Below are 26,137 nucleotides of genomic sequence, written 5' to 3'. Positions count from 1 at the left end.
GCTTCGTTACTTCGAGCGGGCCCGCGCCTTCCGATCGACGAACACCTTCTCCAGCTGCTGGAGCGCCCACTCGCTTCCCCGATCGGCGAATGCCCGCACGGTGTAGCCGAGCGGCCCTCCCGGAAATCCACGGCCCATGCACCGGACGCGCGTCTGCTTGCGGCTGAGCGGCCTCAGCTGAACCTCGTATTGAGTCCCGACAAGCATTGCGATCATCGGGATTCCATCGGGGACTTCCGCGATCTGGAACGAAAACTTCTGCTTCGGCTGCAGGGCGAGAATCCGGTTCGTGACGGTCCTCGGATCGCCGATCTTGCCGTCCGGGGCGTGGTTCGTCCTCACGAACCCGCCGACGCGCAGATCCACCTCGGCGTGCGGCACCATCCACGACTCCATTCCGCTCTTGGTCGTGATCAGGCGCCAGATCTCGTCGGCCGGCCCGTCGATCACGGCTTCGTTGACGACCGCGTCGTCCGCGGCTGCCTCGGTCGGCGCCGCGAGGGAGGTAGCAGGAGAGCCGCCAAGGGCCAGGGCGATCGATGCGGCGACCCAGAAGTCAGCGCGAGGCAAGGCGGCGACCTCCGTCTAGCCCGCGGACCAGAGCGGTTTCAGGACCAGTACGCCGAAGAGGAGGACGATGACGGCAAGCCCGACCAGTGTCGCCCAGTGGCGCGGACGAAAGCGGCGGAGCGACGGCGCCACGATCAGGAGGCCGAGCAGCCCCGCGATCACGACGACGGCGTCGAAGCTGGCACGCTGCCAGTAGAAGTCCTCGAGGTGGAACCACATCCCGAATTCGTCGAAGGTGAGCCCCAGGGCGATGCCGTACAGAAGTGCCGCGGCATTCAGGGCCCGCCCCGCCGGACGGACGAAGAGGAGATACGCGCCCGTCATCGTCAGGAGGGCGATGCCGAAGTTCAGATGATGGACATGCGTGGTCCCGAGCTGCAGGTGGAGGTTCGGGAACCAATCCAGCGACGTCACCAGCACCGTCGCCCGCGAAACGATGAAGGTGAGGATGAATGCGGTCCAGACCCGGCGCGCGAGGTGCTGGGTCACGGATCGGCTGCGCAGTTCCGTCGTGCTCTTGTCGGGCGTCACTCAAGTAAAATCGGCGCGATTCCCCTCGAACTTTAAGGAGCGCCGCCTCCCTGTAGTTGTGTCGCGCGGGATGCTAGGAGACGATGGGAAGCGCGAGAGCGGGATCCCCGTTCCCCCGGGTGTGGGACTTCAAGTACGCGTTGGGGTCGTGGTACAGGGCCCCCTCGGGAAGATGATCCCACAGGCCGCCCAGGTCGCGCTTCACCCGATCGACGTAGAATTGCGGCAGCGATTCGCTCTCGCCGTCGAAGTAAGGGAGGAACGTCGGGTCTTGGTCGAGCATCTGCCGCACGGCGTTGTGGTAGCGGATCCGGCCGAAGCCCTCCGTCGAGATCGCGCGGACCACGTTCATCCAGCGCGGGATGGCTTCCTTGCTCGCGCGATACCGGTTCACGATGGCGCGCCATGAGAACGTGTATTCGGTGAGGTCGATCACACGGTCGTAGAATTCCGGCCACCCGTAATTCTTCGGCTTCACGTTCATCGCGTGATTGTTGTTCAGGAAGTGGAAGGGGAACGCGGACACCCGCTGGTCCTTCTGCAATTGCAGGTTGAGCGGCGCCGCCTGCCCGAACGCCGTGAGGAGCGAGTAGCCGGGAAACGCGCCCGGCGTCATGTCGACGAATCGCTTCGTCAGCTCGAACGGCTCATCGCCCTGGTCCATGTCCAACCCCAAGACGAAATTGGTCTGCACGTACGGGATGTAGCGGAGCACCTGGTTCACGTGCTCGGAGACCTGGCGGACCTTCTCCGCGCCCTGGATCGCGCTTCCCGTTCCAGCCTTGTTCCCGAGGGAATACCACGATTCGATCCCGGGGAGGATCCCCTTGAAGCCGTTCTTCTTCATGCGGACGAGGTGCGGCTCCGCGAGGAGCGACAGGCTGCTCTCGGCGACGAAATCGATGCTGCCGGGGGGCACGGCGTCCTCGATCGTGTTCATGTAGTCGTTGAACCGGACGCCGAAGTTGGGGTCATGCCATCCGACCCGCGGCCGCTTCATCTTCGTGCGCAGGAAGCGGAGGTCCTCCCGGATCTGCTCGAAGCCGAGCGGCTGATAATCGACGGTCGAATCGATGCAGAAGGGGCAGGTGTACGGACAACCGAGGCTCCCGATCATCGGGACGAGCTTGAACGTCGGCGCCTTCGCGATGATCGGCTCGATGAATTTCCATCGCTCGCGAACGCCGGGTAGCGTCGGCGGGTGTTTCTTCGCGGTCAGGTAGAGCCCGACCGGCCGGTGCTGAGTGCAATCGTCCAGAACCGTCTTCAGCGTTTCCTTGTCGGTGAATCCAAGCACGTAGTCGAAGTACTTCTGCGAATCTTGGGGATAGCATCGCGCGTGCGGTCCGCCGAGCGCTGTGATGACGCCCTTCTTCCGGTACATGTTGCTGATCGCGTAGGAAAGCTGGGCCGCCTGGCTGAAGGCGCTGATGAAGAGGATGTCGATGTCGTGGGGGATCAGCCGGGTGAGGTCTTCGAATCCGGTGTAGCAGACGAGCTCGACTTCGTGGCCTTGTTCTTCACACCATACGCCGATCACCTGGGGCATGATGCTCGCGAGGTTTGCGTGCATCACCCATGCGTATAACGAGCGCGTCGGCGTTCGGGCTACGAGGTCAACGATCCCTACGCGAAGTCGTCGCAGTTGCACCTCCCTGGTTAACTTCTGGTTAAGTTACCCTAATCTACCCCGGCCGACCACATAATGCGTACTAAATGACGGAAATCGAGGGAAATCGATGGCAGCACGGTGTTTCACGGGATTCCTCCCGCCAGGATCTTCGCTAACTTCTCCGCGTCGATGTTGCCGCCGGAAACGACGCACGCCACCGTTCCGGGGCCGGCGCGCCCGGTGAGCGCGGCGGCGACCGGCACCGCTCCCGCCCCTTCCGCGACGACCCGATTCCGCTCCACGAGGAGGCGGACCGCCGCCGCCGCCTCCGCGACTTCCACGGTGATCGACCCCGCGAGGAGCTCCCTCACCATCGGCCACATCTCCGCGAGCAGGCTCTTCCCGCCGATTCCGTCCACGAAGCTAGGCCTGTGCTCGATCGAGCGCGGCGAGCCCGCGGCGAGCGATGCGGCGAAGGGCGCCGCGGTGGCCACCTCGCAGGCGAAGATCTTCACGCCGGGCTTGAGCGCCCGGGCCGCGGCTGCGATGCCCGAGCTCAGCCCGCCGCCGCCATAGGGGACGAGGATCGCGTCGACATCAGGGAGATCTTCCAGGATCTCGAGGCCGATCGTGCCGTGCCCGGCGATCACGGCGAGGTCGCTCACCGGGTGGATAAAGAGACCCTCCATGCCGGGATAGCTGCGCTCGACCAACACGCTCCACCAGACGTCGAAAGGTACTTTCACGATGCGGGCGCCCAGCCTCTCGATCGCGTCGAGCTTCGTGCGCGGCGCGTGCTCGGGGACGACCACCGCGCAGGGGACGCCCAGGAGACGAGCGTTCCATGCGACCCCCTGCGCCATGTTTCCCGCGCTCGCGGTATAGACGCCTCGTGCGAGCGCGTCGCGAGGGTGAAGCCGCATCGCGTTCGCAGCGCCGCGCAGCTTGAACGAGCCGATCGGCTGCAGATTCTCGAGCTTCAGGTGGATCTCGGCCGGAGCGTCGTCCGCTTGGAGACGCACCAGCGGCGTCCGCAAGACGGTGGACGCGATCCGCTCGCGGGCGGCGCGAATCTCCTCGAGGCGCGGCGCCTCAAGCGGGCGCATCGCGGTGCCCTCCAAGATCGACGATCGACCCGACGCCGCCCGCCGTCGCGTTGGCGTGGATCCTGTGTGCCGCCGCCAGATCCTCGATCGCGAGGCCCAAGGATTTGAACAGGGTGATCTCCTCGTCGCCGCGGCGCCCTTGAACTCGGCCGAGGAGGACGTCGCCGATCTCCCCGATGATGTGATCCTCCCGGATGGCGCCTTCTCGGATTGGGATCAGGATGTCGCCGGCCTCGTGAAGCGCGGACTCGCGCCGGTCGACGAAGAGGCGCGCTTTCCGCACCGCCTCCGTGTCGAGCTCGCGACACGTCGGGACACAGGCACCGACCGCGTTCACGTGCGTGCCGGGCGCGATCCACTCTCCGAGGAGCACCGGCTCCCGCGCCGCCGTCGCAACGCAGACGACCTCCGCTCCGTCGACGGCTTCGCGCGCGGAGCGCGCCGCGTCGATCCGGATCCCGTGACGTGCCGATTCGCGCGCGGCGAACGCCTTCGCGTGATCGAAGCTCCGGCTCCAGACGCGCACCCGCTCGATCGGCCGGACCACCCGCAGGGCTTCGAGGTGCGCCGCCGCCTGAACGCCGGATCCCAGAATCGCCGCGCTGGTGACGCCGTTTCGCGCCAGGGCGTCGGTCGCGACTGCGCTTACGGCGGCGGTCCGGATCGAGGTGATCGACGTCGCGTCGATGACCGCGACGAGGCTTCCGTGCACCGGCTCGAAAAGCAGCACCGCGCCCTGGTGCGAGTCGAACGGCGTGCCCTGGTTCGCCGGGGTCACGGTGATGACCTTCACGCCGAGGGCGCGAGGGCTGCCCAGATAGGCGGGCATGGACGCGAGGAGGCCCCCTCCTTCCGGAACGCGCGTGACGGTGCGGAGCGGCTGGACCGATTCCCCCCGGGCCAGGCCCCGGAGCGCGTCCGCCATCAGGCTCACGCACTCCGCCATGGGGAGGAGCCGGGGGACGTCAGCCTGGGCGATGATTCGAACCTTCATCGTTCGGTCACTCGTCGAACAGAACCGTGCTCTCCTCGTAGAACCGCACGGCGCTCTGCTCGACCCGCTCCGCGAGCCACTCCGAGAGCCAGCGCTGCTTCTCCGGGAGCTTCCTACTTGGGTCGGCCATGACGTCGAGCGGCATGTTGATCCGGAGCGCGCGCCACGCGATCACGTGCCGCGTGATTCCGGCCGGGAGGCGGGCGCCGCCGAGGGCGACCTCGAGGATCTCCTCGGGGTGAAACTGCGGAAAAACGACGAGCGCGGCCGCGTCCGGATGGCGGCCCCGGGCCTCCTCGATCGAGTCGCGGGTGACGCGATGGTAGGGGTGCTTCCCGCGGTAGAGATCGACGACGGCGTTGAGAAGCGCGTTTCGAGCGTGGAGGTCGGGGCCTCCGTGCAGGCAGATCACGGCGCCGTCCGCGCGCTCCACGAACGCGATCGCCTCCCGGCGCGCCAGGAGCGCGCGGGCGTGGCTCAGATCTTCCCGATGCGATTCCAGCCCGGGGATCGACGGGAGGGCGCGCTCCAGCTCCTCCGCCGCGACTTTTCCCAGGGCGTGGTGCCAGGTGGAGAGTCGGACCCCGGGGCCTTCATACGGGACGACCTGGACGACGACGTGCGGAAACCCGGCCGCGCGGATCGTCGAGACGCGATTGGCTCCGTCCAGAACGACGAAGCGCTGATCGGAGCGGGCGGGGGTCACGATCGGGGGGTTGCGTAAGATTCCCGACTCGCGTAGGCGAGCGGCGAGCGATTCGGTTCTCCGCTGGTCCTCCTTCTCGTGGGGGACGAGGAGATCCACCGCGGCGAAGCGAAGATCGGGAAGGCGAAAACCGGACGGATCCGCGTGGGGCATGGTGAAGGGTAACACAAGGACTGATATAGTCCTATCGTGCCCGCGAGAGATTCGATCGTGAAAGAGAGCCTCATCAGCGAACCGCTCAAGCCGCTCTTCGCGGGCGCGGGGGAGAGCCCCGCGCCAGGCGAGAATGAATTCCAGGCGGTGGGCGAGCCGATGCTTCCGGAGCGCTTCGTTTGGCGCGGGGAAGAGCTCGTCATCGCCGAGGTGCTCGAGCGGTGGAAGGAATACTCGCGCCCGGGCGCCGCGATGCAGGAGCGATATCTAAGGAAGCACTGGTATCGCATCAGGAGCGCGGCGGGGCGGGAGATGAAGATCTACTTCGAGAGGCAGGCCCGGTCGAAGGCCGGCGCGAAACAGCGGTGGTGGGTTTACAGCGTGTTCGACTCCGAGTGAACCCGGCCGCCGCCTCGCGATCTACAAATGGACCGGGGCCTCCGCGCCCCAGACCTCGAGCAAGCGCCGATCGCGGCCGCAGCCGGTCCGGTAGGCGTGATAGTGCTCCGGGTTCTTCTTGTAGTAATCCTGGTGGTACTCCTCCGCGGGCCAGAATGCCGTGAAAGGGAGAATGGGCGTGACGATCGGCCCCTTCAGGCGTTTCCCGCTCTCGATCGCCCGCTTCGATGCCTCGGCGCTCCGGCGCTGGGTCGCGCCGCGGAAGAAGATCGCGGACCGATATTGTTTCCCGCGGTCGCAGAACTGTCCGTCGTCCTGCGTCGGATCGATGTTGTGCCAGTAGACGTCGAGGAGCTTCGCGTACGTGATTTTCTTCGGGTCGTAGAGGACCTGGATCGATTCGCGGTGGCCGGTCAGCCCGGCCGAGACCTGGTTGTAGGTTGGGTTCTTCTCGGGTCCGCCGGAAAATCCGGAAGTGACCGAGAAGACGCCCGGAAGCGCCTCGAACGCTGCCTCCATGCACCAGAAACAGCCGCCCGCGAAGGTGGCGGTGTCGGCGGGCGCGCCCGTGCGAGCCGGCTGGGCGACCGTCGCGGCGTCGCCGCGCGTCCCCACCGTGCCCCAGGCGATCGTCGCGGCGAGTACTAGGATTCGAAGGTTCACGACCTGAGTATACGGGGAGGAGAAGCATCCGTGTCGAGAGTGTCCGTCCTGCTCCATGCGGATCCTGAGACGCCGGGCCTGATCGCGGAGATTCTCGATCGGCGGTGCATCGAGATGGAAACCATTCGCGGATACGCCGGGGAGCGGATCCCGGCCTCCATGGAGGGACGGGATGCGCTGGTGGTCATGGGGGGTCCGATGGGCGTCTATGACCAGGGTCGCCTTCCGTTCCTGCGCGATGAGATCGGGCTGATCGGCGACGCCGTGCGATCCGGAAAGCCCGTCCTAGGCGTATGCCTGGGGAGCGAGCTACTCGCCGCGGCGCTCGGCGCGAAGGTCGAGCCCGCGCGGAAGGAGATCGGTTGGTATTCGGTGACGCTGACGGACGCGGCGGCCCACGACCCGATCTGGCGCGACGTGGACCAAGAGATCGCGGTGTTCCACTGGCACGGAGATGCGTTCGAGCTTCCTCGCGGCGCCGTTCCCCTCGCATCCTCGGCGCTCACGCCTCACCAGGCGTTTCGGCACGGGCGCGCCTCCTACGGGCTGCTCTTCCACATGGAGATGGACGAGGCCATGGTGCGAGCCATGGTCGAGAGCTTCGGGGAGGAGCTTCGGGAGGCGGGGGCGGACGGTGACCGGATCCTCGCTCAGGCGCCGAGCGCCGTCCGCGAGATGAGGCGGGTTGGGAGCATCGTCTTCGATCGCTGGGTCGATCGGATCGGCGGCGACGATTAGCGCGGGCATGCCGACGATCGGGCAGCGGCTGAGCCGCGCGTACCGCAAGCTTCGCTGGGGCATGGTGCGCGGCGGCCCCGGCCGTACGCCCCGGATCCTCACCGTCCAGACCGCGAACGGGATCCTCTCGTTCAGCAACATGGACCTCCACAACGCGAAGGCGCTCTACATCCACCGGGCCTGGGAGATCGATCTCATCACGAGCTCGATGGACTACCTGAAGCGCGAAGGGCTCGTGGGGAAGCCGGGCCGGGACATCTTGGTCGACGTGGGGGCGAACCTCGGGATGATCTGCATCGCGATGCTGCAGCGCGGGTACTTCCGGGAGGCGATCGCGATCGAGCCGGATCCGCGCAACTTCGCTTTACTGACGAGGAATATCGAGCAGAACGGCTTGGGCGACCGGATCCGCCCCTTCCCCGTCGCGATCACGGAGGAGGCGGGGGAGGTGGAGCTGGAGCTCTCGGACGTGAACTTCGGGGACCACCGCGTCCGCGCCACGACCACGGGCGCCTCCGCGCGGATGGGCGAGGAACGCCGCGTCGCTGTACGGGTCCCTGGGCGCCGCCTCGACGATCTGCTCCGGACGGAAGCGCGCGTCGATCCCGGAACGATCGGTCTCGTCTGGGTCGACATCCAGGGCCACGAGGGGCGACTGTTCCGGGGCGCCCAAGAAACCCTGCGCCAAGGAATGCCGGTGATCAGCGAGTTCTGGCCCTACGGGATCCGGCGCTCCGGGTTGGAGCGGGACGCCTACGCCGAGATCGTTCGATCCCGGTTCGCGCGGTTCGCGATCGTGGACGCCGCGACCGGGCGAATCGAGACGCGCGACGTCGCCGCGATCCCCGAGATCTTCGACGCGCACCCGCTCCCGGAGCAGAATCTGGAGCTCATCCTCTTCCCGCGCGTCGGGTAGAGTACCCCGCTCATGCCCTTCCTTCGCGATTTCATCTCCTGGCTCTCCACGAAGCCGCTCGTCACGCGACCGATCGCCCGTACCGGGATGCGCCTGGGCTTCGCGCGCCGCTTCATCGCCGGAGAGACGCTGGAGGAGGCGCTCCAGACCGCCGCGGGTCTGAACGCGAAGGGGATGCTCGTCATCATGAACCAGCTCGGCGAGAACGTGACCGAGCGGCGGGAGGCCGAGGCCGCCTACGAGAGCTACCACCGGATTCTCCGGGACCTGGCGGATCGAAAGATCGACGGGAACATCACGATCAAGCCGACCCAGCTCGGCATCGATTTCTCGCCCGACCTCTGCCTGGAGCTGACGCTCCGGCTGGCCGCCGACGCGGCCTCGTTCCAGAATTTCGTCGAGATCGACATGGAGCATTCGGCAGTCTGCGGCGCCACCGTCGATCTCTTCGAGCAGGTCCGATCGCGCCACGACAACGTCGGCCTCGCCGTGCAGGCGTATCTCCGTCGAACCGAGGACGACATTCGCCGGCTCCGCCCCCTCCGCCCGAAGATCCGGCTGGTCAAGGGGGCGTATCTGGAACCGGCGGAGGTCGCGTTCCCCGAGAAGCGGCAAGTCGACGAGAACTATGCCAAGCTCATGCGGATCCTCTTCACCGAGGGATTCGTCCCCGCGATCGCCACGCACGACGTCGCGATGCTCGGCCTCGCCAAGCACCTCGCGCGCGAGAACGGGCGGAAGCCCGGCGACTGGGAGGCACAGATGCTCCTCGGCGTGCGGCGAGACCTGCAAGAGTCGCTCGCGCGGGAGGGGTACCGGGTCCGCGTCTACGTCACCTTCGGCACGCAGTGGGTGCCCTACTTCATGCGCCGCCTCGCCGAGCGGCCGGCCAACGTCGCCTTCGTGCTCAGGAGCCTCGTCCAAGGGAAGTAGCGAGGGCGCGAAGATCCGCGGTCTCGAGCGAGGAAGGGCCCCAGATCGAGTGCGGCCGCTTGACGAAGACGGTCGTGAGACCCAGGCGGCCGGCCGTCGCGAGGTCATAGTCCGCGTAGGCCGAGACGTGCCACCAGGCCGGGCCGAACGGAACGCTCCGCCGCGCGCCCACGGCGATCCAGAACTCGGCCGCCGGCTTGTAGCAGCCCACATCCTCCGCGCAGATCCAGCCGCTCATCCGAAAGCCGAGCTGGTCCTCCACCTGGCGGCGGTGCATCTGGTCGCTGTTCGTCATCGCGACGCAGGGAGCGGAGCGCATGAGCGTGCGAAGGCCGTCCGCGGAGTCGGGGAAGAGCGGCCACCGTCCGGCCCCCGCGGCGATCGCGCGCGAGGCCTCGCGATCCAAGCGCAAGACCCTCACGAGGCTCTCCCCGAGGATATCGGCGTAGGATTGGTACGCCTGCGACTCGGCGCGCGCCTGCCAATCGATGACTGCTTGAAACTCCCGGTCGCCCATTTCGACGCCGTGGGAGCGTACGGACTCGGTGAGACCGCGCCGCCAATCGACGACGGTCCCGAAGATGTCGAAGGTCAAGAGCGACGGAGCGGAGAGCATCGACTTCCCCTGAGCCTTCGAGCGCCTCGAGCCTAGTAGCGCGAGGCTTGGAGCGTGACGTCGGCCTGGGCGAAGGCGAGACGGAACCTCTTCTCGGCGGCGGCCGCTTCCTTGGCCTTGTTCTGCGCCCGGAGCGCCTGCGTCAGCCCATAGAGCGACCAGCCTTCTTCCGGAAAGCGCGCCAGGTCCTCGCGGTAGACCGCCTCCGCGTCGGCGGCGCGCCCCGCGGCGAGCAGCACCGCGCCCAGGGACTGCCGCGCCGTCATGCTCCAGGCCGGCGGCTCGTCATAGTGGAGCGAATCCTGCATCCCCACCGCCTTCTGGAGGAGTGCTACCGCCTCGTCCGTCTTACCGCTTCGAGCCGCGATCTCCCCGGTGAGATGCGCCTCGGCGAATCGGAAAACCGCGGCGGCCGGGTTCAAGCTGAAATAGGCGTCGGCAGGGAACGAGCCGGCGATCGCTCCGACGCTGTCGCGCTCGGCTGCCGCTTCCGCACTCTTCCCTCTGGCCGCAAGCGCCATTCCCCGCGCGTAATGCCAGGCGGCTCGGCGCATCGGCATGCTCGCCGGAGGCGCCGCCTCCTTGAGGATCTCGTCCCACAGCCCGAAGCGCACCTGCGTCAGGTAGTGCGAAGGCAGGAAGAACTCGGCCATCGGCATCTCGCGGACCAGCGAGTCGGGGACGGCGTCCGCGAGGTCCTTGGCCGCCGCGATCGCGTCGGCCCGGCGGCTCTGCGAGCAGAGCGCGGACCACCGCATCTGGAGGTTGTGCGGGTAATACATGACCGTGTAGATGCCCTTCACGTTCTGCTTCTTGATGTAGTCCCGATCCGCGGCTATGGCGCGTGCGTTGATCGCCTGTGCGTCCTCGTAACGGCCGACGCGGAGATAAATGTGCGAGGCCATGTGGACCAGGTGCCCGGCGTAGGGAGTGAGCTTGGCGAGCCGGTCCGCGTACGGCTCCGCCCGCGCCGGCTCGGGCGAGGCCTCGACGGCGTGGATGTAGTAATGGAGCGCGCCGACGTGGTCCGGGTTTCGCTTCAGAACTCCCTCCAGCATCGAGACGATCTGGGTCGCGCCGGGCTGTGGCTTCCCGTCGAGCGTCCAGAGATCCCACGGCCTCAAATCCATGAGCGCCTCGGCGCAGAGCGCCGCGGCGTCGAGGTCGTTCGGATAACGCTTCACCAAGTCGCGCATGGCGTCGGCGTACGCGGAATCGTGCGCGGCGCGATTGGTGCCCGCCACCGCGTCATAGCGCTTCGAGAGCGCCGCGATGTACGCGCGCTCCGGCTCGCTCGCCGCCGTTGCGAGCGATTGCGCGCGCTGCGCGAGCGGATACGCGCTCGCCTCCGCCTCGGGGCTCATCGGCATGTTGATGTTCGGCCCGAGCACCAGCGCCTGGCCCCAGTACGCCATGGCGCACGTCGAGTCGAGCCGCCCCGCCTCGCGGAACGCTCGGCCGGCCTCGTCGTGATTGAACGCGTAGGTGAGGCGGAACCCCTGGTCGAAATATTTCTGAGCCACGGGGCTCTTGGTCGTCACCTTGTGGTGGAGCGTGCCGAGCCCGCTATAGAGAGGCGGCGGTCCGGACCCGGCCGGCGCGCTTCCGTGATCGTGCTGGGCCGAGGCGGTGGAGAACGCGAAGAGAAGGAGCAGCGAGGCGGCGAAGCAGGCGCGAATCATCGTCTTCCTCCAGAGATATTGGCTGTCCGAATCTGGACGCGGACTTCGGTGGAGGGTTAGGATACACGAATGAATGAGGTCAAGCATTTGGCCGAACAGCACCGGCGCGCGCTCGAGGGGGGAGCGTGGCACGGGCCCGCACTGTTCGAGGTTCTCAGGGGCGTCACGGCGAAGCGCGCGGCGGCGCGGCCGATTCGGACGGCGCATTCCATCTGGGAGATCGTGCTCCACATCGAGGCGTGGGACCGCGTGGTCCTGGGCCGCTTGACCGGCCATCCGATCGACCTGTCGGACGAGGAGAACTGGCCCGATGTGCGAGACGTGAGCCCCGCCGCCTGGAAGCGGGCCGTCGCGTTGATGAAATCAACCCACCAGAAGCTCAATCGGCAGATCGCGAAGCTCAAGCCCGCTCGGCTCGATGCGGGCTACGGCCCCAAGAAGAAGTACAAGATGTTCCGATTGGTCCACGGAGCCGTGCACCATGAGCTCTACCACGCGGGGCAGATCGCGATCTTGAAGAAAGGCTGATCCGTCCCGGCCACGATCCGTAAGGAGGTCTCCGATGTCCGACAGTGTGAAGAAGGTCAACTACTGCTACCTGATGGTACCGAACCGCCCGGGGCAGGGCGCGAAGGTCTTCACCGCGATTCGCGAGGGCGGGGTGAATCTCCTCGCCCACGTCGGGTTCCCGGGCAGGAAGGGGAAAGCCCAGCTGGACTTCGTTGCCCAGAACCTCTCCAAGATCCGGAGCGTGGCGCGCCGGAACGGGTGGCGAGTCAGCCGGCCCAAGAAGGCGTTCCTCGTCCAGGGCTCGGACAAATCCGGCGCGGTGAATCGGCACTTCGCCCGCCTGGCCGACGCGCGCATCGGCGTGACCGCCGCCGCCGCTCTCGCAGCGGGCGGGAATCGCTACGGGATGATCGTCTGGGTGAAGCCGAAGGACTACGCGCGAGCGGCGAGGGCACTCAAAGCCAGATGATTTTGGGCGCCACGAGGCGCCCCTAACCCCCGGAACGATAGTCGCTTCAATCAGATAGAGGCCGCCTCCGTGCGCCCGGACGGCTGGATTCATGCCCCTGGCGAAATCTCCCTAAGCTAAAGAGAGAGACCGAATTGGCCGATCTCTCTCCCGATGACGGTCGATCAGCTTCTGGCCCACCTACGTGAACTCTCCGCGAGCGGCGCGGACTTCGATCGTCTTCTCGAGACCGCGGTCCAGGAGCTGAGCCGCATGGATCCCCGGTTCCACTGGACCGGCATCTACGAGCTCTTCTCGGACAATGTCCTTCGCCTCGGCCCCTACGTCGGCTCTCCCACGGACCACGTCTTCATCGGCGTCGGAAACGGCGTCTGCGGCACCGCGGTCGCCGAGAAACGAAATCTGAACATCCCCGACGTTCGGGAGATCTCGAACTACCTGGCCTGCAGTGCCGAGACGCGGTCCGAGCTCGTCGTGCTGATCCGCACCGGCGATCGGATACACGCCCAGATCGACATCGACAGCCACCAGGTCGGCGCCTTCAACGACGACGCCGTTGCGATGGTCCAGCGCGTGGCGGACTGGCTGGCGAAGGCGTACGAGGCGCGCGGCCGCGCGCCCCTGGACGAATAATGCAGTCACCCGAGCCACCGCGACCGCCCGACGGCGCCCAAGACACGCGGGTCCTCCTCGAGGCGCTCGCCGGCGTCTTCGGATCCGGCACGCTAAAGGAGTCCATGACCGTGGGCGCCGGACTCCTCGCGCACGTCCTCTCGAGCGAGCAGGCTGCGGTCTTCCTCGCGGACGGTGAGGAGCCGCTCCGCGAGTACTGGCATTCCAAGGTCCCCGAAGTTCGCGAGCGCATCCGCGCCACGTTCAAGGCCACGGCCCTAGAGGCGGTGCGCGCCGGATTGGTGGTCACGCCCGCGCCCGTGGTGGTCGGCGAGCGGCTGATCCAGCCGTGCGCGCACCCACTTCGGACGGGAGGGCGTGTTCTCGGCGCGGTCTGCTTCTCGGATCCAGGCGAGCAGGGCCAGAAGGGCGTGGACCGCGATCGCTTGATCGAGGCGGTCACCTCGGTGCTGGCGCACAAGGCCGCTTCCCACGAGGAGGCTGTCCGCTACCGCGCCCAGCGCGAACGCGACCAGAGCTGGTTCAAGACGCTCGACAATCATCTCCGGGTCCTCGACCGGGAGCGCCAGAAGTTCGCCGCCTTCGTGAATCAAACCGACACGTTCGTCTACGTCACCGACGGCGCGAAGATCATTCGCTGGAACAACCGCGCCATGACCGTTCTCTACCCGCCCGACGGCGCGGGGTCGAGCTGGGTGGGAAAGAGCTGCAGCGACGTCTGCTCGCGCCTTCGCGAGAAATGCGAAGACTGTCCCGTGTCGGCGGCCCTCGAGCACGCGCAGGTCATCCACCACGAGCTCCGCGCGAACGTGCGCGGGACCGAGGGGCTCCTCTACCTCACCGCGCTTCCGATCCTGGGCCCGAGCGGCGGCGCCGACGAGATCATGGTGATGATCCAGGATCTGACCGGGCTGGCGGGACTCCGCAAGTCGGAGGAGCGGCTCCGGACGGTGATTTCGGGCGCGCCGATCGTCCTCTTCGCGATCGACCCGCAAGGCATCATCACCTTCTCCGAAGGGCGGGGGCTCTCGGCGCTCGGCAGGAAATCAGGGGAGTCGGTCGGCAAGTCGATCTACGCGGTCTATGCCGACTACCCCGATCTGGCCCAGAACGTCCGACGGGCGCTTGGGGGCGAGGAATTCTCCGCGGAGATCGAGATCGGGGAGGTGGCGTTCGAAGCGCGCTACGCGCCGATCCGCGACGGACGCGGTGACGTCCAGGGCGTGATCGGCGTGGCGACGGACATCTCGGATCGCCGCCGCGCGCAGCGGGCGCTTTTGGAGAGCGAGGCCGCGCTCCGCCGGAGCGAAGAGCAGCTCCGCCATGCACAGAAGATGGAAGCGATCGGCGTGCTCGCCGGCGGCGTCGCGCACGATTTCAACAATCTCCTGAGCGTGATCATGGCGCAGGCGGGACTCCTTGTGAAGGATGCGGACCCCCGGTCGCCGGCCGCGCGGATCGGTGCGGAAATCCACGCCGCGAGCAAGCGAGGTGTTTTCCTCACGCGGCAGCTGCTCACGTTCAGCCGGAATGAAGTCGTGTCGCCCGAGGTTATCGACCTGAACACAGTGGTGGCGGAGCTGGAGGGGATGTTCCGTGGGTTCCTCCGTGACGACATCGACCTGGTCTGCGCGCGCGCACCGGAGAGCGCTCTGGTTCGCGCCGATCGGGGCCAGATCGAGCAGGTGATGCTGAACCTGGTCGCGAACTCGCGCGACGCCATGCCGAACGGAGGGAGCCTCCGCATCTCCGTCGCGCACGTCGCCGTCGGCGGATCGATGGCGCGGGAGCTGGGCACCGCGGCGCCGGGCCCGTTCTGCGCCCTGACCGTCCAGGACACCGGCCTCGGGATGGATTCGGACACCAAGGGCCGGATCTTCGAGCCGTTCTTCACGACCAAGGAGCGCGGGAAGGGAACCGGCCTCGGACTCTCGACCGCCTACGGGATCGTCAAGCAGGGCGGGGGCTCGATCACGGTCTCGAGCGAGGCCCGCAAGGGAGCGACGTTCACCGTCTACATTCCGAGCCTCGACGGATCGACGGCCTCGAGCGGAGCCGTCGCGCCCGGGCTCGGCGGGGGCGCCGAGACTATCCTCCTGGTCGAAGACGAGGCGGGAGTGCGCTCGGTCGCCCGCGAGGTGCTCGAGATGGAGGGCTACAACGTGCTCGAGGCGGAAGACGGCGTGAAGGGGCTGCAGTTGGCCATGACTCACCAGGGACCCATCCACCTGCTCCTCTCGGACGTCGTCATGCCGGGGATGAGCGGGCGGGACCTGGCCGAGCGCCTCGGCGTCGAGAGGCCGGGAATCCGGGTTCTCTTCATCTCCGGCTACACCGACGACACCATGGTGCGTCGGGGCGTTCGCGACGCCAAGGTCGCCTTCTTGCAGAAGCCCTTCACGCTCGAGAACCTCGCCAAAAAGGTCCGCGAGGTGCTGGATGGGCCAGGGGTTGGCGCCGCCCCCGTCCCAGACGGCTCCTAGGGGGGGGCTCCGGTCCCGCAAGTCATTGAAAACGTTGAAGATTTCTGCTACGATCAGGTGGTGCTAGATGTAAATCGTCCCGCCTCCTACACTCCCGCCGCCCATTGGATCCTGCGCATCGCGGCCGCCATGTGTTTCATCGGGCACGGCGCGTTCGGGATTATCACCAAGCCTGGCTGGGTCCCGTTCTTCCAAGCGCTCGGCATTAACGAGGCGACGGCCTTCCGGCTGATGCCGATCATCGGGACCAGCGACATCACGATGGCGATTTTCGTCCTCCTGAGTCCCTGCCGCATCGTTCTGGCCTGGATGAGCGTGTGGGCCCTTTTCACGTCCCTTCTCCGGCCCATGGCGGGGCAGGGGTACTGGGAGGTGATCGAGCGCGCGGGGAACTATGGGATTCCGCTGGCGTTTCTGGTCATGAGCGGCTGGGCCCGGTCTTGGCGAGAGTGGTTCGAGCCGATCCTGCCGCGTCCCTCGATCGAGCCGAATCAGGCGCGGATGGCCCACGTCGCGATCGTCCTGCGGATCACGACGGGACTCCTCCTGATCGGTCACGGCGGATACGGCGCATTCATGCACAAGCAAATGCTCGCGGATCAGTACGCGTCGGTCGGCCTGTCCGGAGTGCCGGGCGGATTGGGGACGCTCGTTTCGGGGATCGGCTGGTTCGACATGTTTCTCGGCGCGGCGGTTCTCGTGGCGCCGCTCCCCGCGCTGCTTCTCTTCATCTTCGCCTGGAAGGTCGCTACCGAGATGCTTTATCCGGTTTCCGGCGCTCCATTCTGGGAGTTCATCGAGAGGGGCGGCAGCTACGGGGCGCCGCTCGCGCTCTTCTTCCTCATATCCCGGCGCGCGGCGCGCGATCCGATCGGGGGCAGCGTGAAGGTCCCGGCAAGGGAAGGCGTCGCTTGATTCGAGCACTGAGGCCAGCGTGGCTCCCGTTCTTGGTCCTGGCGATCGCGCTGGTTGCCGCGGCGTTCCTCCCCGGGCTGGCGTCCGCGACGGCTCCGGATTCCCTCGGTGCCGCCTCCGATTCATCCGCCGCAGTCGCCGATTCGTCCGCGGCAGCCGCCGATTCATCCGCGGCGGCCTCGGCGGGCGCCGCAGGCGACACGGCCGCCGACTCTGTGCGAGCCAAGGAATTCCCGCATCTCGACTCAACGCTGGTGACGCGCCTCCGCTCGGGCGGTTACGTGATCGTGTTTCGCCACTCGATCACCAACCACGCGGTCACCGACCGTGACCTACGCGGAGGGAATTTCGACGACCGCTCCACCCAGCGCAATCTCGACAAGGAGGGAGAGGCTCAGGCAGCCCGCATCGGGAAGGCGATCGCTGACCTTGGCATTCCGATAGGCACGGTGCTCTCAAGCCCGATGTGGCGCTGCCGCGACACGGCCCAGATCGCCTTCGGGCACCACCAGGCGGTGCCCGAGCTCGTCCGCCGCGGGTCAGAGTACCGCGCGATGCGCATCGCCCTTCTCGGCTCGAAGCCGGAGGAGGGGAAAGACATAGTCCTGGTCACTCACCAGGATCTCCTCATCCCGATCGTCAAGGGACTTCGGCGCGACCAGCTGCACGAGGGCGACGCCCTTGTCGTGAAGCCGCTCGGCGAGGGGGCCTTCGAGGTCGTAGCCCAAGTGACGCCGGACGATTGGGAGCGCCTGGCGGCGGAGAGCAAGGCGGCCACGGTGGCGAAGAACGGGAAGTCGCTGAAGCCCACGAAAACCAAGAAGACCGCGAAGAAGTAACTCACGCCGCCGGCGGGCGCCGGCGCGCTACTCCCCCTGTTTCAGCACGAACCTGATCCTTCCGTGCCACGGGCCATCACGGCCCCTTCCTCGCCCAGCGAACCAGCGCGTCCAGGTGCGACAGGTAGCGCGTGAGGGCATCGCGGCCCGTACGCGTGAGACGGAACTCCGTTCGCGGCACTCTCCCCTCGAATCGCTTCGCGCAGGCGATATAGCCCGCTTCCTCGAGCTTTCGGGCATGGACGGATAGGTTGCCGTCGGTCGCCTCGAGAAGGCGCTTCAGGTCCGCGAAGCTGAGCGGCTCGTTCGCGGCGAGCGCGCTCACGATGCCGAGCCGGACCCGCTCGTGGATCAACCGGTCGAGATCGGGAAGCTTGGTGGGCGCTCGCTTCACTGTAGGGAGTGGGGACTTGGATTGGCCCGAGCGCGCGGCGCGAGAGCGGTCAGCCACCGTGCCTCCGCGCGATCGTCAATCCGAACCCGATCTGGAGCACCCCGAAGCCGACCATCAGGACAGGATTCCCCCACGACGCCGGGGCAGCGAGCGCGACGACTCCAAGGAGCATGAGGCAGACGCCGAGAATCGGGACGATCCGCACCGACGAGGCGCCCCCGGTCGCGACGGCCGTGCCGTAGAGGAGGAGCCACACTCCGGGGAGGAGGTCGTACCGGCCCGTCCGCGCGAGCGTGACAGTCAGGACCGCGCCGGCGGCGAGCGGGGCGGCGAGTGTGAGAAGAAACCGGAGGGCGGGCCCGCGGACCAGGGGCGTCTCGACGCGGAGCGACTTCCACGCGATGCCCAGGCAGCCGAAGATGAACGCGACCGCCGCGCTCGCGAGCCAATCTCGCATCCAGGCGTGGGGGTTCGTGGCACGGCCCGCGACCCAGCCGCCCACGAGCGCGACGACGCCCATCGCGACGCCGCCCCATCCGGGCACCGCGGTGAACGATCCAGCCCGCTCCATCGCTCCGCGGATGAAGCGGATGCTCTCGAGCGCCTTCTCTTCCAGGTCGTCCGGCCCGGGCCGGGTCGATCGCGGGGGGTGGGACATGGAGTGAGCATCCGCCGGAGGGGGGTTGGGGTCAAGTACTTTGCATTAGAAAGCCTACGCGATCGGCTCGCCACGTGTAGACTTGGGGCCGGAACGGGGGCATTTCCTCGGGAGGCGTTTGATGCGGGCTCTCCGATTCGCGCGATTCAGCCTGGCACCGGCAATTCTGGCCGCGATGGTCTTGTCGGGGTGCGGGAAGGACTCGGTCAAGCCCACCGAAAACGGCGTAGTCTTTAGCGACCCGTATCCTGTCCTCAGCACCCCCCAAAACGTGCTCTCCGCGCTTGAGGAAGCCTACTCGCACAGGGACAGCGTGGAGTACAAGGCGCTGTATGACCCGAGCTACGTGGGGATATCCCGGGACCAGAACGATCCGCCGGGGACCGCGCCCATCACGCTGACCTACGCCGATGAGGTGGCTCACGTCGCCAAGCTGGCGAGCTGGTCGACGATCACGTCCGCTTACATGAGTCTGGGTCCCTCGGCGAGCTGGACCCGCCTCGCGTCGAACGATACGTCGCACCCCGAGTGGGCCGATATCCAGATCGCGGGCAGCAGCTTGAACGTTCGAGTCACGGAAGGGACCGACACCTACGAGGCCGGCGGCTCGAGCTTGTTCTTCGAGTTCATGTTCAAGCCCACGACGCCAGCGCCGTCCTCCCCGACCGACACCCTCTGGACGATCGTACGTTGGAACGAGACCAAGGCTTCAGGCCCCTAGCGCGCGTCTGATCCCGGCGCGCGCGGCCGCGCCGAGGCGTGTATAGTCGAAGCTCCATGCTCGGTCTGATCGCCCGCTACACCCGGTGGCTCCACACGCGGTGGCCCGCGGGAACCGTGGAGCGCCTGCCGGAAGTCCGCGCGGACGGGAGCACCAGCGTCCCCGGAGTATTCGTGGCGGGCGACCTCACCGGGATCCCGCTCCTCAAGTTCTCGCTCGATACCGGCGCGCGCGTCGCGCAGACGATCGCCCGCGAGCTCTCCGAGAACCCAGACCGCGCGGCTCCGACCAACCGCCCGGCCGATCCGGCCCTCCTCGATCTCATCATCATCGGCGCCGGCGTCTCCGGCATGGCCGCCGCGGTCGAAGCCAAGCGACTTGGTCTCACGTACACGATCCTCGAGTCCACGGAGCCATTCACCACGATTCTCAATTTCCCGAAGGGCAAACCGATCTACACCTATCCCAAGTCGATGACTCCGGCCGGGAAGCTACAAGTGTCGGCCGACGTGAAGGAGGCGCTCGTCGACGAGCTCCGCCGCCAGGCGGAGGCCGCACAGATTCGCCCGCTGGCCGCGAACGCCACGCGCATCGAGCCGTCGGCTCGCGCTCTCACCGTCCACCTCGCCGAGGGCGCCCCGCTCCGCGCCCGACGCGTTCTGGTCGCGATCGGCCAGAGCGGCGATTTCCGGAAGCTCGGAGTTCCCGGGGAAGATCGGGACAAGGTCTACAACCGGCTCCACGACCCGAGCGATTTCTCGGGGAAGCAGGCGCTGGTGGTGGGAGGCGGAGACACCGCGCTCGAGACCGCGATCGGGCTCGCGCAGGCGGGGGCGCACGTCAGGCTGTCGTACCGGAAGGCCCAATTCTCGCNNNNGAGAAGCTCGAGATGCTCCGGCGCGATCCGATGGCGAACGTTTCGGTGGAGCGTCCGACATCCGAGCGCGTCACCACCGCCTCCGGCCCGTTCGCGACCGGCCCGCACCCACCGGGCAGCGTGACACTGCACCTCGAGACCCAAATCCAGGAGATCGGCGAGCGGGACGTGACAATAGCGGGGCCCGGGGGAGCCGTCGAGACGATCCCCAACGACGTGGTCTTCGTCATGATCGGGCGGGAGGCGCCTCTAGATTTCTTCCGCCGCTCCCGGATGCGGATCGCCGGCGAGATGCGCCCCGCGCGCTGGGCCGCGATGGCTCTCTTCCTCGCCTTCTGCGGCTGGCTCTACAACTGGAAGTCGGGCGGCTCGATGTCGAATCTCTTTGCCGCCCACCACTGGTTTCCGTTCAACCTTCCCGACCTTCTCCGCGCCGCTGGGGGCGAGATCGCGGCCGCCGCCGCGGATCCCAACACCCTGCTTGGAACCCTCGCGATCAGTGCCTCCGGGCCGGCCTTCTGGTATACGGTCGCCTACTCCCTCGTCGTCGTGATCTTCGGCATCCGGAGGATCCGCCGCCGGAAGACACCCTATATCACGGCGCAGACCTTGACCTTGATGGCGGTGCAGGTGTTTCCCCTCTTCCTTCTTCCCGAGGTGATTCTTCCCCTGCTCGGCCACAACGGCCTTCTCCCGCGCGGCCTACTCGACGCGCTCTTTCCGGTCGTGACCTATGGACACGGCCGGGAATATTGGCGCGCCTACGGGCTGATCCTCGCGTGGCCGCTCAACGTCTACAACATCTTCACCCACGAGCCGCTCTGGTGGTGGATCGGGATCGGCTTCATCCAGACCTGCGTCCTGATCCCGCTCGGGATCTATTTCTTTGGGAAGGGCTTCTACTGCGGGTGGATCTGTTCCTGCGGCGCCCTGGCGGAGACGCTCGGGGACACCCACCGGCAGAAGATGCCGCACGGGCCGCGCTGGAACCGGTTCAACATGGCGGGGCAGGTCGTGCTCGCCGCGGCGGTGGCGCTTCTCATCATCCGGATCATCGGGTGGGTTCTTCCCGACGGTAACTGGGCCGACCGGATCTTCGATCCGGTCCTCAAGACGCACTACAAATGGATCGTCGACGTCTTCCTCGCGGGCGTCGTCGGCTACGGCGTCTACTTCTGGTACTCGGGGCGTTTCTGGTGCCGCTTCCTCTGCCCGCTCGCGGCCCTCATGCACATCTACGCGCGGTTCAGCCGCTTCGCGATCCTGGCGGAGAAGAAGAAGTGCATCTCCTGCAATGTCTGCACGTCGGTCTGCCACCAGGGGATCGACGTCATGAGCTTCGCGAACAAAGGCGTGCCGATGACCGATCCCGAGTGCGTCCGCTGCTCCGCCTGCGTCCAGAGCTGCCCGACCGGGGTCCTCGCGTTCGGCCAGATCGATCGGACGGGACGAACGATCAAGCTCGATCTCCTGCCCGCGTCGCCGGTGCGGATGCGCGAGGAAAGCGCGTCGTGACGGTCCGATGAGCCCGGCCGAGATCCCGCTCGAGGAGACGCTGGCCTTTCTCACTCGCGCGCTCCCGCCGCCCCCGCTTCGGATCCTGGAAGCCGGCGCGGGCGAGGGAGCGGTCGCGTTGGCCATCGCCGCGCGCGGCTATGAGGTCACCGCGCTGGACGAAGCCGGCGGCCGCCCAACAGCTCCGGGCGCCGAGCGGATCCGCTGGGTCGAGGCCGACTTCCTCTACTACGACGAGGCGGCGACCTTCGACGCGGTGCTCTTCACGCACTCGCTCCACCACATGGCGCCGGTCGAGGGCGCGCTGGATCGGGCTCGGGCGCTCCTCAAGCCGTCGGGCCTCATGATCGCGGACGAGCACGCATACGACCGCGTGAATCTCCCGACCGCGCGCTGGTATTACGACCTGGAATCGGTGCTCACGGCCGCGGGAATGCTTCCGCCGGCGGAAAACGCAACGGAGGAGGGAAACCCTCTCGGGCGTTGGAGGAAGGAGCACGCGCACGATCCGCCGCTCCAGACGGGGCACGCGATGCTTGCGGCGGCACGAGAGCGCTTCGAGCTGACGTCCGTGGAAGAGGCGCCGTACCTCTATCGCAGCTTGGCCGGGCGTCTCACGGAAGGGGACCGGGGCGTCCGGGTGGCGCGGCGCATCCTCGAGCTGGAGAGTCGCCTGGTTCGCGAGCGAGACCTGACCGCGGCGGGGCTCCGGATGATCGGGAAGAAAGAGGGCTAATCCAGGCGGAGCTGACCCTCGAGCACGGTCACCGCCACGCCGCCGACCCGCACGCCGGTGATCCGCTCCGGCGTCCCCGTCACCTCGAGCTCAGGCCGCCCGGGCTTGCCCATCGCGTCTCCCTGCTCGACACGGCCGCGGACCGTGCCGCCGCCCGGCGGAAGCACCAGGATTCCGTGGCGCGCGAGGTACTCGGCGAGCGGCCCGCTGGCCGAGCCCGTGACCGGATCCTCACGAACTCCGAACGACGGCGCGAAGTAGCGCCCGTGGGCGAGGCTTCCCGGCTCGATGACGTCGCGCGTGAACGCGTAGAAGCCCCGCACCTCGTGCCGGTCTCCCTCGGTCGCGAGCGCGTCCCACTGCGGCGTGAGGCTCCAGAGATCGGAGCGCCGCTTGATCGGGACGTAGAGGTGCCGCCCTGCGCGCTCGATAGGAAGCCCCTGATCGCGCATGCCGAGGGTGCCGCCCAGAAGCCCCATGAGCGTGGCGCCCGCGATCGGACCCGGCTCGAAGGGATGCCGCGGGGTGGCCATCCAGACGCGGCATCCTCCTCCGGAGTCGCGCTCGATCTCGATCTCGAGCTTCCCGGCCGGGCAGTCGAGCGTGTGCCGTCCCGGCACCGTGAGCGCGCCGGTCTCGGCGAGCCAGTGGAACGTCGCGACCGTGGCGTGGCCGCAGAAGGCGATCTCGGCCGCCGGCGTGAAGTAGCGGAGCCGAACGGCGGCGCCCTCCGGTGGCGGCAGCACGAAGGCGGTCTCCGCGGCGGCAATCGCCGTGGCGGCCCGCTGCATCGCCTTCTCCAGCAGCGGTGCCGCGTCCGGGATGATCCCGGCGCGATTTCCCGCGCCGGGCGCGCTCGTGAACGCGTCCACGATTATCGCGCGCACGCTTCACCCGTCCGCCGCGCAATCTCGACCAGCGCGTCGACGTCCGCCTCGGTGGTGTCGTCGTGGAGCACGCAGGCCCGGAGCGCGAACCGGCCGCCGATCGTCGTGCCCGAGACGAACGCCTCGCCTCCCGCCTGTATGCGCTCCATCACGGACTTGTTGAGCTCGTTCAAGCGTTCATCCTTTCCACGCAGCGACGGCGGCGCGTACCGAAAGCAGACGATCGAGAGCGGCCCGTCGGCGAGGCGCTCGAAATCGGAGGCTTCGTCGATCCGCGAGGCAAGCCTCCGGGCGAGCGCAACGTGCCGCTCGACCCGCGCCACGACCCCATCGCGGCCCAGCGAGTGGATCGTCATCCAGAGCTTGAGCGCGCGGAATCCGCGGGTTTGCTGCGGACCGTATTCCGAGAACCAGGGGAGACCGCCGAATCCCTTGCCCTCTTCGGTGCGCAGGTAGGGCGGGACCAGGCTGAACGTATCGCGGAGCAGCGAGCCGTCGCGCACGATCGCGCAGCCGCATTCGATCGGGACCGAGAGCCACTTGTGGGGATCGAGGGCGAGGGAGTCGGCGCGCTCCATTCCGTCGTAGAGGCGGGCGAGCGCCGGCGAGGCCGCCCCGAAAGCGCCGTAGGCGCCGTCGACGTGAAGCCAGAGGCTCTCCTTGGCGCAGACGTCGGCGATCTCGGCCAAGGGATCGATCGCGCCCAAGTTCACCGTGCCCGCGCTCGCCGCGACGCAGAAAGGGCGAAGGCCGTTCCCGCGATCCGCCGCGATCGCGGCGCGAAGCGAGGTCACGTTCATGCGGAGCCCCGCGTCCGTCGGGACCGTGCGAACGGAAGCCGAGCCGAGGCCGAGGATCTCCGCCGCCTTTCGCAGGGCGGAATGGCCCTCGTCGGTGAGATAGAGGATGAGGCGCGGCCGGCCGCCCTGGAGCCCTTCTTCCCGCACGTTCCATCCGTCCGCGAGCGCCGCCTTGTGCCGCGCGCCGGCCAGCCCGACGAGGCTCGCGACCGAGCCGCCGCTCGTCAGGAGCCCCATGCTTCCGGCGACGGGGAACCCGACCAGCTCCATCAGCCAGCGCACGACCCCGCGCTCCAGGTAGACCGCCGCGTGGTCGCCCCCCGCGACGCTCGGGTTCAACGCCGCGGCCAGGAGCTCCGCCGCGACGCCCGCGGGCGCGGGCGGCGAGTTCACCCAGCCGAAGAAGCGCGGATGACCGTTTCCCATCGGGTGGGAGAGGATTTTTTCGCGAGCGAATTCCAGCGCCGCCTCGAGAGGCTGGCCCCGCTCCGGCAGCCGGATGTCGAGGAGCGCGCCGCGCTCCTCAGGCGACATCGGGCGGTATACAGGGCCGCGGGCCACGCCCTCCATGATGTCCGCCGCGAGATCGGCCGCGCGATGCGCGAGGGCGCGGAAGCCTTCGAGGTCGAGCATGAGCGCGCGGCGGGCCTACGCCTCCTTGGCGGGCCTACGCCTCCTTATAGAGCGAGGCACCAACCGTGGTCGCGATGATCGACTCGAAGAAGGACGTCGCGAGCGGGACGGACGTGAGCTTGGTAGGCCAGAGGGCCATGGCGTAATAGATGAGTGAAGGCAGGAGGCATGCCGCCATCCAGAGCGCGATGCCGGCGATCACCGCCGTCTTCGGCCCGGGACCGAATCGGGGCCGGATCGCCGCGTAGAGCCAGACGCCCAGGATCCCGCCGAGGAGCGACCAGAGGGTGACGAGCGCCATGAAGTGCATGCGCCCCGCCTCCAACTGCTCCTTCGTCTTGCCGAGAGCCGTCATGGCGTTCATGAAGTCCTGTCCGCACAACATCCCGTGCACGAGAGCTTCAAAGACCCACCAGAGAATGCCCGCGACCAGACCACCGAGAAATACCCGCCCCCAAGCGATCTTGCCCATCGAGACCTCCTAGGTCGTCGGCCCGCGGTACCGCCGCGGGCGCCACAGTCCCCCGGGACGGCGTCGCGCCGTCCGGTCCGCGGCGCAGGATACCACCGGCCACCCCGGGTCACCACCGGCGAGAGGTCTTGTCCCCGGGCGCGCCCCGTGCATAATTCGCGCGATGCGCTCGCGACCCTGCTCGACCCTCGGATAGCCGTGGATCTCTCGGCGGCGCAGGCGGCGGTTCTTTGCGCGGCCGCCCTGTGCGGCGGCACGGTCGACGCGATCGCGGGAGGAGGGGGCCTGATCACCGTGCCCGTGCTCCTCGCCGTCGGTCTCCCGCCCCACCTCGCGCTCGGCACGAACAAGGGACAGTCGACGTTCGGCTCCTTCGCGGCGATCGTCCGGTACCGCCACGCCGGCCTGATCGAGAGGAAGACCGCCCGGATCTCCTTCCCGCTCGGGATCGTCGGCTCGGCGTCCGGCGCCGCGCTCGCGCTCATGCTGCGGCCAGGCGTTCTGAGACCGATCGTCATCGTGCTCCTACTGGTCGTCGCCTTCCTAATCGCGTCCGGCCGGTTTCGCCCTCGCGAGGGCGAGGCGCCGCCCGTCGGACATCGCGCGGGCCTCATCGTGGCCGCCATCGCGCTCACGCTGGGCGCGTACGACGGGTTCTTCGGGCCGGGGACCGGGACCTTCATCATCGCGGCGTACGCGACGCTGATCCACATGCCTCTCCCACGCGCCACCGCCGAGGCGAAGGTGCTAAACTTCGGCTCCAATTTCGCTGCGATGGTGATGTTCGCGCGGAACGGAGAGATTCTCTGGGGGGTGGCGCTCCCGATGGCGGCGGCGCAGCTCCTGGGCGGATTTCTCGGGGCGCATCTGGTCGTTCGCCGCGGCGACGGGTTGATCCGGGCGATGGTCCTGGTCGTCGCGATCGCGGTGGTCGCGTGGATCATCAAGGATTTTTACTGGAAGCATTGAGCGACCA

The 26,137-nt window shown here is 67.7% G+C and carries 29 protein-coding genes; 15 read left to right on the top strand and 14 right to left on the bottom strand.

Annotated features, from left to right (window positions below; translation table 11 throughout):
• Positions 1–6: 6 nt before the first annotated feature.
• The 6 genes from E6K79_02650 to E6K79_02625 form a co-directional block, all read right to left on the bottom strand.
• A complete protein-coding gene (locus E6K79_02650; GenBank protein ID TMQ66270.1) occupies positions 7–570 on the bottom strand; it encodes an SRPBCC domain-containing protein in 564 nt (187 codons plus the stop codon).
• A gap of 15 nt (positions 571–585) precedes the next feature.
• Complete coding sequence (locus E6K79_02645) at positions 586–1,059, bottom strand: hypothetical protein (GenBank protein TMQ66269.1); 474 nt, start codon at positions 1,057–1,059, stop codon at positions 586–588.
• A gap of 115 nt (positions 1,060–1,174) precedes the next feature.
• On the bottom strand, positions 1,175–2,746 hold the full coding sequence (locus E6K79_02640; GenBank protein ID TMQ66373.1) for a radical SAM protein: 1,572 nt from the start codon (positions 2,744–2,746) through the stop codon (positions 1,175–1,177).
• Positions 2,747–2,856: 110 nt separating this feature from the next.
• The gene (locus tag E6K79_02635; GenBank protein ID TMQ66268.1) at positions 2,857–3,819 is read right to left on the bottom strand and encodes a pyridoxal-phosphate dependent enzyme; all 963 of its coding nucleotides are present in this window, start codon (positions 3,817–3,819) and stop codon (positions 2,857–2,859) included.
• Positions 3,806–4,813, bottom strand: coding sequence for an ornithine cyclodeaminase family protein (locus tag E6K79_02630; protein ID TMQ66267.1), 1,008 nt, complete (start codon positions 4,811–4,813; stop codon positions 3,806–3,808). Before E6K79_02630 ends, E6K79_02635 begins: the two co-directional genes overlap by 14 nt.
• Positions 4,814–4,820: 7 nt before the next feature.
• Positions 4,821–5,672: a hypothetical protein gene (locus E6K79_02625; GenBank protein ID TMQ66266.1), complete on the bottom strand. Its 852-nt coding sequence runs from the start codon at positions 5,670–5,672 to the stop codon at positions 4,821–4,823.
• Between the two features lie 57 nt (positions 5,673–5,729).
• Between E6K79_02625 and E6K79_02620 the strand changes: the two genes are divergently transcribed.
• On the top strand, positions 5,730–6,071 hold the full coding sequence (locus E6K79_02620) for a cytoplasmic protein (GenBank protein ID TMQ66265.1): 342 nt from the start codon (positions 5,730–5,732) through the stop codon (positions 6,069–6,071).
• A gap of 21 nt (positions 6,072–6,092) precedes the next feature.
• Here the strand turns inward: E6K79_02620 and msrA are convergent, their stop codons facing one another.
• Complete coding sequence (gene msrA / locus E6K79_02615) at positions 6,093–6,791, bottom strand: peptide-methionine (S)-S-oxide reductase MsrA (protein ID TMQ66264.1); 699 nt, start codon at positions 6,789–6,791, stop codon at positions 6,093–6,095.
• On the opposite strand from msrA, the gene E6K79_02610 reads away from it, so the two are divergent.
• The 3 genes from E6K79_02610 to E6K79_02600 are packed head-to-tail and all read left to right on the top strand — an operon-like array spanning position 6,765 to position 9,321.
• Positions 6,765–7,472 carry a type 1 glutamine amidotransferase gene (locus tag E6K79_02610; GenBank protein ID TMQ66263.1) on the top strand — a complete coding sequence of 236 codons (708 nt, stop codon included), beginning with the start codon at positions 6,765–6,767 and terminating at the stop codon, positions 7,470–7,472. The genes msrA and E6K79_02610 overlap by 27 nt on opposite strands.
• A gap of 7 nt (positions 7,473–7,479) precedes the next feature.
• A complete protein-coding gene (locus tag E6K79_02605; GenBank protein TMQ66262.1) occupies positions 7,480–8,388 on the top strand; it encodes an FkbM family methyltransferase in 909 nt (302 codons plus the stop codon).
• 12 nt (positions 8,389–8,400) lie between these two features.
• Complete coding sequence (locus E6K79_02600) at positions 8,401–9,321, top strand: proline dehydrogenase (GenBank protein TMQ66261.1); 921 nt, start codon at positions 8,401–8,403, stop codon at positions 9,319–9,321.
• Here the strand turns inward: E6K79_02600 and E6K79_02595 are convergent.
• Positions 9,296–9,937: a hypothetical protein gene (locus E6K79_02595; protein TMQ66260.1), complete on the bottom strand. Its 642-nt coding sequence runs from the start codon at positions 9,935–9,937 to the stop codon at positions 9,296–9,298. The two genes, E6K79_02600 and E6K79_02595, sit on opposite strands and share 26 nt — an antisense overlap.
• 32 nt (positions 9,938–9,969) lie before the next feature.
• Positions 9,970–11,619, bottom strand: coding sequence for a hypothetical protein (locus tag E6K79_02590; GenBank protein TMQ66259.1), 1,650 nt, complete (start codon positions 11,617–11,619; stop codon positions 9,970–9,972).
• Between the two features lie 69 nt (positions 11,620–11,688).
• On the opposite strand from E6K79_02590, the gene E6K79_02585 reads away from it, so the two are divergent.
• The 6 genes from E6K79_02585 to E6K79_02560 all read left to right on the top strand — a co-directional run bounded on the left by E6K79_02585 (position 11,689) and on the right by E6K79_02560 (position 17,468).
• A complete protein-coding gene (locus E6K79_02585; protein ID TMQ66258.1) occupies positions 11,689–12,147 on the top strand; it encodes a DinB family protein in 459 nt (152 codons plus the stop codon).
• A 34-nt stretch (positions 12,148–12,181) separates the two neighbouring features.
• Complete coding sequence (locus E6K79_02580) at positions 12,182–12,598, top strand: hypothetical protein (protein ID TMQ66257.1); 417 nt, start codon at positions 12,182–12,184, stop codon at positions 12,596–12,598.
• Positions 12,599–12,751: 153 nt separating this feature from the next.
• Positions 12,752–13,231, top strand: a complete 480-nt coding sequence (locus E6K79_02575) for a GAF domain-containing protein (protein TMQ66256.1) — start codon at positions 12,752–12,754, stop codon at positions 13,229–13,231.
• Entirely contained in the window at positions 13,231–15,714 is a 2,484-nt protein-coding gene (locus E6K79_02570; protein ID TMQ66255.1) for a response regulator, read from the top strand. The genes E6K79_02575 and E6K79_02570 overlap by 1 nt, the downstream gene beginning before the upstream one ends.
• A gap of 129 nt (positions 15,715–15,843) precedes the next feature.
• Complete coding sequence (locus E6K79_02565; GenBank protein ID TMQ66254.1) at positions 15,844–16,629, top strand: hypothetical protein; 786 nt, start codon at positions 15,844–15,846, stop codon at positions 16,627–16,629.
• Positions 16,626–17,468: a hypothetical protein gene (locus E6K79_02560; protein TMQ66253.1), complete on the top strand. Its 843-nt coding sequence runs from the start codon at positions 16,626–16,628 to the stop codon at positions 17,466–17,468. Before E6K79_02565 ends, E6K79_02560 begins: the two co-directional genes overlap by 4 nt.
• A gap of 76 nt (positions 17,469–17,544) precedes the next feature.
• On the opposite strand, the gene E6K79_02555 is transcribed toward E6K79_02560, so the two are convergent.
• Together E6K79_02555 and E6K79_02550 are read right to left on the bottom strand one after the other, a co-directional pair.
• Entirely contained in the window at positions 17,545–17,862 is a 318-nt protein-coding gene (locus E6K79_02555; GenBank protein TMQ66372.1) for a transcriptional regulator, read from the bottom strand.
• 49 nt (positions 17,863–17,911) lie between these two features.
• A complete protein-coding gene (locus E6K79_02550; protein ID TMQ66252.1) occupies positions 17,912–18,520 on the bottom strand; it encodes a hypothetical protein in 609 nt (202 codons plus the stop codon).
• A gap of 121 nt (positions 18,521–18,641) precedes the next feature.
• Here E6K79_02550 and E6K79_02545 point away from each other — a divergent pair, with 121 nt between their 5' ends.
• From E6K79_02545 to E6K79_02530, 4 genes are all read left to right on the top strand, one after another.
• Positions 18,642–19,241: a hypothetical protein gene (locus E6K79_02545; GenBank protein TMQ66251.1), complete on the top strand. Its 600-nt coding sequence runs from the start codon at positions 18,642–18,644 to the stop codon at positions 19,239–19,241.
• A gap of 56 nt (positions 19,242–19,297) precedes the next feature.
• Complete coding sequence (locus E6K79_02540; GenBank protein TMQ66250.1) at positions 19,298–20,242, top strand: FAD-binding protein; 945 nt, start codon at positions 19,298–19,300, stop codon at positions 20,240–20,242.
• Positions 20,131–21,633 (top strand): 4Fe-4S binding protein, encoded by a 1,503-nt coding sequence (locus tag E6K79_02535; protein TMQ66249.1) that lies wholly within the window; start codon positions 20,131–20,133, stop codon positions 21,631–21,633. The genes E6K79_02540 and E6K79_02535 overlap by 112 nt, the downstream gene beginning before the upstream one ends.
• Before the next feature lie 7 nt (positions 21,634–21,640).
• On the top strand, positions 21,641–22,369 hold the full coding sequence (locus E6K79_02530) for a class I SAM-dependent methyltransferase (protein TMQ66248.1): 729 nt from the start codon (positions 21,641–21,643) through the stop codon (positions 22,367–22,369).
• Here E6K79_02530 and E6K79_02525 read toward each other — a convergent pair.
• Genes E6K79_02525 through E6K79_02515 form a run of 3 tightly spaced genes read right to left on the bottom strand, consistent with a single transcriptional unit; the run spans position 22,366 to position 25,161 of the window.
• On the bottom strand, positions 22,366–23,256 hold the full coding sequence (locus E6K79_02525) for a PhzF family phenazine biosynthesis protein (GenBank protein TMQ66247.1): 891 nt from the start codon (positions 23,254–23,256) through the stop codon (positions 22,366–22,368). The two genes, E6K79_02530 and E6K79_02525, sit on opposite strands and share 4 nt — an antisense overlap.
• Complete coding sequence (locus E6K79_02520; protein TMQ66246.1) at positions 23,244–24,689, bottom strand: amino acid decarboxylase; 1,446 nt, start codon at positions 24,687–24,689, stop codon at positions 23,244–23,246. Before E6K79_02520 ends, E6K79_02525 begins: the two co-directional genes overlap by 13 nt.
• 34 nt (positions 24,690–24,723) lie before the next feature.
• Positions 24,724–25,161: a hypothetical protein gene (locus tag E6K79_02515; GenBank protein TMQ66245.1), complete on the bottom strand. Its 438-nt coding sequence runs from the start codon at positions 25,159–25,161 to the stop codon at positions 24,724–24,726.
• 192 nt (positions 25,162–25,353) lie between these two features.
• Here E6K79_02515 and E6K79_02510 point away from each other — a divergent pair, with 192 nt between their 5' ends.
• Positions 25,354–26,130: a transporter gene (locus E6K79_02510; GenBank protein ID TMQ66371.1), complete on the top strand. Its 777-nt coding sequence runs from the start codon at positions 25,354–25,356 to the stop codon at positions 26,128–26,130.
• Positions 26,131–26,137: the final 7 nt, after the last annotated feature.

The organism is Candidatus Eisenbacteria bacterium, assembly GCA_005893305.1.
Lineage (GTDB): Bacteria > Eisenbacteria > RBG-16-71-46 > SZUA-252 > SZUA-252 > WS-9.
This window is presented reverse-complemented; position numbering and strand designations above follow the sequence as displayed.